Consider the following 10,673-nt stretch of genomic DNA (forward strand, 5'->3'; position numbering starts at 1 on the left):
ATTTTGTTACTAAATTAAAGGAAAGGCGAATTAAAAACTTTAATTCACCTTTCCTTCATTAAAAGATAGTATTTACTTTTTATTTTTTCCCAAAAGGATATAATAATTTTTGTATAGACTCATCATTCATGTTGTCCTTTGATACATAAGTTGCACCAGTATCAATTCTTTTATCTATTGATTTTCCTTCTAATATATCAAAAGCACTCTTAACTCCTAAATAACCCATATTATAAGGATTTTGTACAACGAATCCTGTTATAACCTCTTCTTCTAAAAACTTAATTTCTTGATCTGATGAATCAAATCCTACTAATTTAAGATCTCCAGTTTTTCCTTTTTCTTTTACTGCAGTAGCAACACCTATTGCAGCACCTTCATTAGTAGCATATAGTCCTTTAAGATTTGGATTAGAAGTCATTATATCTGTTGCCTTTGCAAGAGCCTTTGCATGATCTCCATCTGAATATTGAATTGAAACTATTTTAATATCCTTATAATTTTTTTCTATTTCTTCCTTAAATCCATCTCTTCTATCTTGAGCAGTTGAAGTTCCTTCATTATGAGCAACTATAGCAACTTCCCCTTCTTTACCTATTAATTCAGCCATTTCCTTTGCTGCTATTGCACCTGCTGCCTTATTATCAGTTGCTATAAAACTTTTTTGAATATCTGAGTCTAAATCTGAGTCGAAAGTTAATACTTCTATTCCTTTTTCCTTAGCTTTTTCAACTACAGGAATTAACGCCTTACTATCAAGAGGAGCTAAAAGTATAGCATTAGCTTTTTTAGTTATAGCATTTTCTACCATTTCTATTTGTTTATCTACCATTGTTTCATTATCTGGTCCTTCAAATGTTACTTTTATTCCACACTCTTCTCCAGCTTTTTTTGCCCCTGATTCTACAGTTTTCCAAAATTCATGTTGGTATCCCTTTGAAATAACAGCTACATATTTTTCACCTTTTTCAGAAGGTTCTCCTCCTTTTCCTTCTTCAGCACCACCACTTTTACCACATCCAAAAAGAATTGCTGGTACTAGCAAAGCCCCTGCTACTATAGTAGTTAACTTTCTTAATCTCATAATTAATCCTCCTATAAATTTATCAATTTTATTTATAAAATTTAAATAATTAAATAAAAAATTTAATTATTTTTTAGCTTTTCTTAATTTATCAAGATATACAGCTCCTATAACAACTATTCCCATAGCAACCATTTGCCAGTTTTGTGATACATTCATAAGATTTAATCCATTTTTTAAAACACCCATTATAAAAGCTCCTAAAAATGTTCCAACTACAGATCCCTCTCCTCCACTTAATGATGTACCTCCAATTACAACTGCTGCTATAGCATCAAGTTCATAACCTTGTCCTGCTGTAGGTTGTCCAGAGTTTATTCTTGCAGCCATTATTATTCCTGATACGGCACAAAGTAATCCGCAATACATATATACAAACATTTTCGTTTTAAAGATATTTACTCCTGAAAGTCTTGCTGCCTCTTCATTACTTCCTATAGCATAGGTATATCTTCCTATTAATGTTTTCTTTAATATAAAAGCTGAAATAACAGATATTACTATAAGGTAAATTACTGGATAAGGTATTGTACCAAATAATTTTCCTTGAGATATATTTTTAAAAGCTGGTGCAATATCAAAATATACTGGCTTTGCATCTGTTAATACTAATGTTATTCCTCTTGCAAGCATCATAGAACCTAAAGTAGCTATAAATGGTGGTAATTTTAGTTTTCCTATTAAAAAACCGTTTATAGCTCCAAAAATCATACCAACTAATAATGCCAAAATTATAGATAAAACAAGATTAATTCCATTATTTATAAATATTCCTGCTGAAACACCACTCAATGCAATAATTGCCCCTAAAGAAAGATCTATACCTGATGTTACTATTACAAAAGTAACACCTATTGCCATTATTCCAATTACTGATGTTTGAAGAGCAATAGTAATAATATTATCAAAATCTAAAAAATATGGAGTTGCAAAGGAAAAAAATATGCACATAACTAGAAGGCTTAATCCTGCTGCTAACTTTTGTATTATGTCTTTATTATTTTTTAATAAACTTTTCTTTTTCGTATTATTATTTACCTTTATTTCTTCCATTTTCCTCTCTCCTTAAAAATTAATTAATTCCACCAGAAGCTAATTGCATAATACTCTCTTGTGTTGCCTCTTCAATATCTAACTCCCCAGTCTTTTTTCCTTCATGCATTACTAATATTCTGTCACTCATACCTAAAATTTCTGGAAGTTCTGAGGATATCATTATTATAGCTACTCCTCTTTCAGCTAAATCCTTAATTAATGTATAGACTTCAAACTTTGCACCTACATCTATTCCTCTTGTTGGTTCATCAAATATTAAAATTTTAGTATCTCTACAAAGCCATCTTCCTATTAAAACTTTTTGTTGATTACCTCCACTTAAAAATTTTGTTTTTTGTTTAATTGAAGGAGTTTTAATTTTTAAATCATTAACTTTTTCATTAGTTATATTTCTACATCTGTCATCGTTTACAACATTTAACTTTGAATACTCCTTTATGTTTGCTAATACAGTATTAGCTTCTACATCTAAATTTAATAAGAGACCATCTCTTTTTCTATCCTCTGATAAATAAACTATTCCCTTATCAATAGCATCTCCTGGAGATTTTATATTTAGCTTTTCACCTTCTAAGTAAAATTCCCCAGATTCTATTTTATCTGCTCCAAATATTGCCCTTGCAAGTTCTGTTCTTCCTGCTCCCATAAGACCTGCAAAGCCTAATATTTCTCCTTTTCTTAATGAAAAACTTACATCCTTTATATATTTTCCACGATTTATATTTTTAGCTTCAAATATAACATTTCCTATTTTAGGATTTCTTTTGGGATACTTATCTTTTAAGTCCCTTCCTACCATCATTTTTATTATTTCATCTATAGTTGTTTCCTTCCAAACTCTGGTCCCTACATAAGTACCGTCTCTAAGTATAGTAACTCTATCTGCTATTTCATTAAATTCTTCCATTCTATGAGATATATAGATTATTCCTACTCCCTCACTTCTTAATCTTTTAATTATTTTAAATAAATCTTCTATTTCACTTTGTGTAAGGGCAGAAGTTGGTTCATCTAAAACTAATATTTCTGATTTCACTAAGAGAGCTTTGGCTATTTCAACCATTTGCTGTTGGGCAACAGTTAAGTTTTTTACTAAAGTATTAGGATTAACCTTTAAATTTAATAATTTTAATAATTTTTCTGTACCTTCTATCATCTTTTTATCATCTATCAATAATCCACCTAATTTTTTAGGTTCTCTACCTATATAAATATTTTGGGCTACTGTTAAATGAGGAATTAAATTAAATTCTTGATGAATTATACATACTCCTTTATCCTCTGCTTCCTTAGTATTAGAGGCTAAAAACTTTTTACCCTTTAATACTATATTTCCACTATCTTTTGTATAAACACCGGTTAATATCTTCATTAATGTTGATTTGCCTGCTCCATTTTCTCCAATTAAAACATGAACTTCTCCACTTAAAACTTCAAGAGATACATTCTTTAGAGCTTGAACACCAGAAAAACTTTTACTTATTCCTTCCATTCTTAATAGAATTTTATTTTTCATCTCCTTACCCTCACTTTATATGCTTATATTTTCTTTTCTATTTTTCTTTTATTATTTTTATTTTATTTTCATTTTATTAAATTTATGTTTTATTTATAAATTTTTTTATATTTATAATAATTATGTTATTTTTTTATATCAGACAAAATATATTGTTATATGTATTTTTAATATTTTAATATAAGTATTGTTTAGAGAAAGGATAGGTTATATATGTTAAAAAACATTCCTTCTATTATTTCACCAGAACTTTTAAAAATTTTAATGGAAATGGGACATGGAGATGAGATAGTTATTGGAGATGGTAACTTTCCCTCTGCTTCTTGTAGTAGAAACTTAATTCGTGCTGATGGGCATAACATACCAGATCTTTTAAATGCAATATTATCTTTAATGCCTTTAGATACTTACTGTGATAGTCCTGTAACTTTAATGAAAGTTGTAGATGACGATTCTATAAATCCAATAATTTGGAATGACTATAGAAAAATAATTAAAGAAAACTTCCCTAGTTTTAAAGATTTTTATGAAATAGAAAGATTTGATTTTTATGAAAAAGCAAAAAAATGTTATGCAGTTATAGCTACCTCTGAAAAAGCTTTATATGGTAATATAATCTTAAAAAAAGGAGTAGTTTAGTGCTTTTAGCACTAAACTACTCCTTTTTATTATATAAATTTATATTTACGAATTTAAAAAATTATATGCAGCTCCTATTAACCCAGAATCATTTCTATGCTTACATTTTTCAATCTTAGCTTCTATAAAATGCCAACATTCTATTTTATTTAACTGGATTTCTAAATTAGATACTAAATCTTCTCTTGCACTAATTCCCCCACCAATTAAAACTTTTTCTGGATTTAAAACTGAAGATATATTATATATTAATCTTGCTAAATTGCTATACCATTTATCTATTATATACCTTACATTTTCATCAAATTCAGCTTCTTTAAAAATATCATATCCAGAAATCTCTTTATTTATACCCTTATAATCTTTATACATATTTATTAATGCCATCATAGATGAATTTTCATTTGCTCTTTCATATCCCTTTTCTTCTCTAGTTATCATATAGCAGAATTCTCCACCTTTAAAAGTTTTTCCTGAAACTAATTTATTATTTATATATATGCCTCCACCTATTCCTGTACCAACTGTTATACATACAAAATCACTACAGTTTATTGCATTTCCATTAAATTTCTCTGCTAAGGCAACACAATTAGCATCATTCTCCAACTTTACTGGCAAATTAATTTTTTCTTCTAATATATCCTTTATTCTTATATTCTCAATAAATCTTAGATTACTGCATACTAAAGGAATTCCTTTCTTAGAATCTATAAACCCTGGGATACTAATTCCAACGCCTATAATATTTTCTTCTTTTTTATATTCTTTTATAATATTTGTTAAAAAATCAATAAAATCTTTAATATCTTTTTTAGGAGTTTCCTTCTTATCCTTTTTCAATATATTTCCTGATTTATCTAATATTCCATATTTAATATAAGTACCACCTATATCAATTCCAATTAAATTCTCCATAATATTCACTTTTTAATAAGCTATTTCAACCATTTGATGTCCATTTATCTTAGGAACAACAAATTTTATTGTATTATTTTCTATATCAAATTTTAATTCTTCATTCTGTGGTACTAGTTTAATTGATTTAGGTTCTTTATTTAAAGCTACTGATAAATCTATATTGTATAAAGGAATCACATCCTCTATTACATCAATTTTTTCACATCTTCTCTCTGGAATATAGTGAAGCATATGAAGCACATATCTTTTTAATGGTTTTTGTTCATTTAAAGTTGTAATTAAGGTGCTTGGACCATTATGCCTAATTAATCTTTTATCTAAAAGCATATCTATAGCATTTAATAATAATTTTTTACACCATATAGATCCATAACTTTGATACTGAGAGAATATTTTATGAGAAAAATAAATTGCATTTTCACCTTTCACAATAGCTGGGCCATAAATATTCCCACTACTTGGAGCATGCTGATGAGAACAATAATGTTCTTTTGTTCTATTAAAATATGGGGATTTTGAACTACTAAGTATCTCTCCATCTTCTTTTTCTATAATTTTTGTTGAATCTAAATACATTGTATATTCTGTATTATATAAATCCTTTGAAATCTCGCCTTCTGGAACTATAAAGGTTGGTGAATATTCTCCTAGTCCTTCATATTTTACCTTTAAGAAGGAAAGATTAAAATCTTTTTTATTCTCATCTAATCCAGATTCATATACTGCGATTACCTTTCCTCCATTATTTACATAATCCTCTAATTTTCTTTTAAGTTTATCATTAATTAATATTTTTTCTGGTAAAATTAATAATTTATATGATTTAAAATCAAATTCACTATCTATAATATCAAACTGTAAAGATGCCTCTTGAAGCATTCTTGTTACTCCTATAATACAAGGCTGAAGTTTAAAGGGATTTTCATTATTATAATCAATAAATTCTTCTGGATTAAATACTCCTATTTCGCAAACTGCTTTTCCACCTTCACACCAAGGTTCCTTTTCTTCTACTTCGCTATAAACTTTTCCAATTAAATCATATACTTCTTTAGAAATTTTACCATTTGGTTCTAATTGATCTCCTATGGAACATTTTGCATTTTGTGCTAACATATGAAAACATTCATATTGGAGAGCAGCTAAATTCTTAAATGAATGAAAGTCCCCCCAATAAGTATGAAATTTACCAGTCATTCCGAGACAATCTCTATCTAAGTTTCTAGCATACCTAACAGTTATAGGAAAGTGCATATATCCCCATCCACCACTTGGTAGAGACTCAATCTCTAAATGGGTGTAAGCCTCTGCTGAATCTTTAACGTCTGGAGATATATGAGATCCATTATAAAAAATAGATATCTTAGGGTTAAGTTCCTTTATAAATTTAGTCATTTCTTCTTTAAATTCATTTAACATAATTACCGAATATCTTAATCTTTCACCTTCGGATTTATAATCTATTCCTCTATTTTTCATATTTTCTACACAGTATTTGCAAGCACAAGGATGTGGAATTAAAATATCAAAAAATAATCCATCCATATTTTGAAAAGTATCTATTAATTCCTTTATATGCTCTTTTAAAAACTTTCTATAAGGAGTATTCACACATAAAAATTCATAGAATCCTTCTTTACCGCCTTGTCCATTTATAAAATTCCCATCTATATCTACTGACGCCCATTCTGGATGTTCATCAAAAGTATATCTATCCCATTGTACTGTAGTATAAACAGGAACATTAATATCTCTTTTATGACAAGCTTCTATTTGTTCTTTTAATAAATTAATATTCTTAAGATTAGGATGGATTCTCTCTTTATTTATTTTAGAATCATAATATAAATATCCATGATGACATCTTGCAAAGCAAGTTACAGAATTAACCTTTGCCTTATTTAATGTTTCTGCAAATTCTTCTTTATTAAATTTTTCCCCAATACCATCTATTAAAGGACTAGTGTGAAAATCCATATGAATTTGTCTACTTCTAACTTTATACTTCATAATTACCTCCTTAAAAAGCAAAATTTTCTATCCCTTTGTAGCACCTGCTGTAATACCTTTTTCTACATGCTCTTGACATAAAACATAAATTATAATTATTGGGAGTATAAACATACATATTGCTGCAAATATAGCGCCTTTATCTGATGAATATCTTCCTGTTAAACTCATAAGTGATACTGATATAGTGTGTTTACTCTTATCAGTTAAGAATAATAATGCAAAGATAAGTTCATTATATACGCCTAAAAATGTTACTATGGCTGCTGTTGCTGCTGCTGGTTTGCATAATGGAAATAAAACTTGAAATAGCAATCTTAAAGGACCACATCCATCTATTGTAGCTGCCTCATCTATTTCTTTGCTAATTCCTTTCATATATCCTGTTATTATAAAAATTGTAAAAGGTAAATTAAAAGTTGCATATAAGAAAATTAATGGTATGAATTTATTTCTTAAATTATATCTATTTATAAGATCTGCCAATGGAATTAACGTAGTGTGCATTGGGATTGTTAATCCCATTAAAAAATATAGTAAAGTTATATTTTTGAATCTATATTTTGTTCTTGTTATAGCAAAAGAAACTAAGGACGCTAGTAAAATAACTAATAATGTTGATGTTATAGCTAAGAAGAAAGAGTTAGCTACTGCTCTTCCTATATTTGCTTTTTCCATTGCATTTATATAATTTGTAAACTCCCAACTTTTTGGTAAGGCAAATGCTTGTCCGTATATTTCATTTGTAGATTTAAAGGATGATATTACAGAAAACACTAAAGGTGCAAGACTAACTATTGCCCAAATTATAGCACAAATATATAGAAAAATTTTAAGTGACTTTTTCTTTTTCATATACTTATTCTCTCCTTTCTATTCTCCTTTAGTATTTAATATTTTATTAAGTATTACTGTTGATATTAATGCTGCCATTAATATAAAAATTCCTATAGAGCTACCATATCCAAAATTATTAAATCTAAAGGCCTGATCATAAAGCATAGTTGCTGGAACATCTGTAGCTCCACCTGGTCCTCCACCAGTCATTACATAAATAATATCAAATACTTTAAATGATCCTGCTACAGCAAGTACGGCAAATATTTTAAAGCTTTCCTTCATTAATGGTAATACAATATAAATTTGCGCTTTGAATCCTGTTGCTCCATCTACCTTTGCAGCTTCTACTATTTCTTCTGGAATATTAGTTAGTCCAGCAACAAAAATTAACATATTATACCCTATAAAAACCCATGCATTTACTAAAGCTACTGTGAAAATAGCTATTTTAGGATCTCCAAGCCAATCTTGAGTTAAAGATCCTAACCCTAAAACCTCTAAGAAAGCATTTAATGCTCCTCCAGATTTATATAAAATCAATGTCCATAATAATCCTGTAGCAGCAGTTGGTAATATTGCTGGAATAAAATAAGATGTTTTAAAAAATCTTATTCCTCTAATTTTACTACTAACTAATAATGCTAATAAGTATGCAATTGGCATTATAATAACAAAGCTAACTACAATAAAAACACTAACATTGAATAAAGCTTTATAAAAAGCTGGATCTTTAAAAAACTTAATAAAATTATCAAATCCAATAAATTTCTTTTCTACATTAGGTATTCCATTCCATTTTACAAGTGATAAATAAACAGATTTTATAACAGGATTTATAAAGAAAAATGTGTATAAAATAAAGGCTGGAATTATAAAAAGAATAGGTCCTCCATTATCTTTAAAGAACTTCTTATTAAAATTCAGCCTCGGTGAATTCTTTTTTATTTTTTTTGTTGAAACCTCCATACTATACCCCCTTTAAATTTATGTAATTAGATGGAAGTTTCCTTCCATCTAATACTTTCCTATTTATTGCCTGAATCAACAACCTTTTGAATTCTATTTAAAGTATCTTCTACACTTGTTCCTGCAAACATACCTTGTATAGCATCTCTAATTTCTTCTCTTAACTGAGGATTTCTTCCATATTCTCCTGGTTCAAGTTTAGTATCTTTAACGTCTACGAAAGCCGCTTTAAAGTCTTTACCTACAGGAGTTAATTTATCATATTGCTTCATTGAAGTTACTGGATAAATTCCACCATTAGCTAATTCTTGAATCTCATTATAAGCCTCATCATCAGTTAAATATTTTAATAGTTTAATTGATGCTTCTTGTTCCTCTTTAGTATTATTGGCAGATAAACTTATTCCTTCTGATGAACCAGCATGCCAATTATCTTTAAACTGTGAATAATCTTCATAATAAGGGAATGGTATAAATCCTGCTTTCTCACCAAGATCACTATCATTTATCTGATTCATAAACCATGATCCATTTAAGTGCATCGCAGTTTCTCCATTTAAAAACATTGACTGTTCTGCTGTACCTTCCATAGTTGTAACATTTTCTCCAAAGTAACCTTTCTTTTGCCAATCTGACATAAGTTCAAATATTTCTTTAACTATAGGATCATCCCATTTAGTTTTTCCCTCTACAAGATCCATTGTATATTTAAAATCTGCTCTTTTTAGTATTAAATTTGCAAATAAGTGAGCCCCTTTAAAATTATCTTTATCTCCTAAAGCCATAGGTATAATTCCCTTTGATTTTAAAGACTTGGAAACATCATCATATTCCTTTACTGTTTTTGGTGGTGTAAGGCCATTTTTCTCAAAAATTTCTTTATTATAATATAATCCTGTTGCAAAACAAGCCATTGGAACACCATATACTCCTTCTGTTCCTTCAAATCTCCAAGCATCTAGCATTGTAGGAATATATTTATCTCCCCATTCTTTATCTTCATCCATAACCTTTTGTAAATCTAAAAATAATCCACTCTCAACATAATCTTGAAATTGTGCTCCTCCATAATTTACAAATACATCTGGAGTATCTCCTGTAGCTATAGCGGTCTTAAACATATTATTATATGTAGATTCATCTCCTATAGCTTCATGAACTACTTTAATATCTGGATTTTCCTCCATAAACTTTTCTATTCTTTGATTTATAACTCTATCATCCGGTCCTTGATCACTACTATATCTTGATAATACGTTTATGGTTACTTGTCCACCATTTTCCGAGGCTTTATCTTTATTCCCACATCCACTTAAAGTAGCCACTGTAGCAACTGCTAATAAACTAGCTAATAATTTTTTCTTCATAAATACCTCCTACACTTTTAAATTTGTTAATTTTATGATAACATTTCCATTATAACCATTAAATGGATTTTATTTGGAATCATTGTATTATTTTTGGAGGTTTTATGAAATCAAAAAAACTATTTAATAAAATTATTATTAATTTTAAAAAGTTAATTTTTAAATTAAAGTCTATTCCTAAATTTAAATCTATAGAAAATAAATTTTTTTACTTTTCCTTCTTAATTTGCTTTATAATTATAATTTTTATAACAACCTCAACTTATTTTGTATC

At 28.3% G+C, this 10,673-nt stretch carries 9 protein-coding genes; 1 reads left to right on the forward strand and 8 read right to left on the reverse strand.

From position 1 onward, the window contains the following. Positions 1-79 precede the first annotated feature (79 nt). The 3 genes from BUA70_RS09100 to BUA70_RS09110 form a co-directional block, all read right to left on the reverse strand. Complete coding sequence (locus BUA70_RS09100; RefSeq protein WP_072896545.1) at positions 80-1,084, reverse strand: ABC transporter substrate-binding protein; 1,005 nt, start codon at positions 1,082-1,084, stop codon at positions 80-82. 66 nt (positions 1,085-1,150) lie between these two features. After that, the gene (locus BUA70_RS09105) at positions 1,151-2,137 is read right to left on the reverse strand and encodes an ABC transporter permease (RefSeq protein WP_072896548.1); all 987 of its coding nucleotides are present in this window, start codon (positions 2,135-2,137) and stop codon (positions 1,151-1,153) included. A 19-nt stretch (positions 2,138-2,156) separates the two neighbouring features. Continuing rightward, positions 2,157-3,656 (reverse strand): sugar ABC transporter ATP-binding protein, encoded by a 1,500-nt coding sequence (locus tag BUA70_RS09110; RefSeq protein WP_278337200.1) that lies wholly within the window; start codon positions 3,654-3,656, stop codon positions 2,157-2,159. A 213-nt stretch (positions 3,657-3,869) separates the two neighbouring features. On the opposite strand from BUA70_RS09110, the gene fucU reads away from it, so the two are divergent. After that, complete coding sequence (fucU, locus tag BUA70_RS09115; RefSeq protein ID WP_072896550.1) at positions 3,870-4,295, forward strand: L-fucose mutarotase; 426 nt, start codon at positions 3,870-3,872, stop codon at positions 4,293-4,295. Between the two features lie 45 nt (positions 4,296-4,340). On the opposite strand, the gene BUA70_RS09120 is transcribed toward fucU, so the two are convergent. From BUA70_RS09120 to BUA70_RS09140, 5 genes are read right to left on the reverse strand one after another with little or no spacing between them, the layout of a single operon-like run. Further along, positions 4,341-5,213 (reverse strand): ROK family protein, encoded by an 873-nt coding sequence (locus tag BUA70_RS09120; protein WP_072896552.1) that lies wholly within the window; start codon positions 5,211-5,213, stop codon positions 4,341-4,343. A 12-nt stretch (positions 5,214-5,225) separates the two neighbouring features. Then, positions 5,226-7,226, reverse strand: coding sequence for a beta-galactosidase trimerization domain-containing protein (locus BUA70_RS09125; RefSeq protein WP_072896554.1), 2,001 nt, complete (start codon positions 7,224-7,226; stop codon positions 5,226-5,228). Positions 7,227-7,253: 27 nt separating this feature from the next. Beyond that, the gene (locus tag BUA70_RS09130; RefSeq protein WP_072896557.1) at positions 7,254-8,081 is read right to left on the reverse strand and encodes a carbohydrate ABC transporter permease; all 828 of its coding nucleotides are present in this window, start codon (positions 8,079-8,081) and stop codon (positions 7,254-7,256) included. Positions 8,082-8,099: 18 nt separating this feature from the next. After that, positions 8,100-9,032, reverse strand: a complete 933-nt coding sequence (locus BUA70_RS09135) for a carbohydrate ABC transporter permease (protein ID WP_083573496.1) — start codon at positions 9,030-9,032, stop codon at positions 8,100-8,102. A gap of 59 nt (positions 9,033-9,091) precedes the next feature. Next, on the reverse strand, positions 9,092-10,399 hold the full coding sequence (locus tag BUA70_RS09140; protein ID WP_072896559.1) for an ABC transporter substrate-binding protein: 1,308 nt from the start codon (positions 10,397-10,399) through the stop codon (positions 9,092-9,094). Positions 10,400-10,673: the final 274 nt, after the last annotated feature.

The organism is Clostridium fallax (assembly GCF_900129365.1).
Lineage (GTDB): Bacteria > Bacillota > Clostridia > Clostridiales > Clostridiaceae > Clostridium_AH > Clostridium_AH fallax.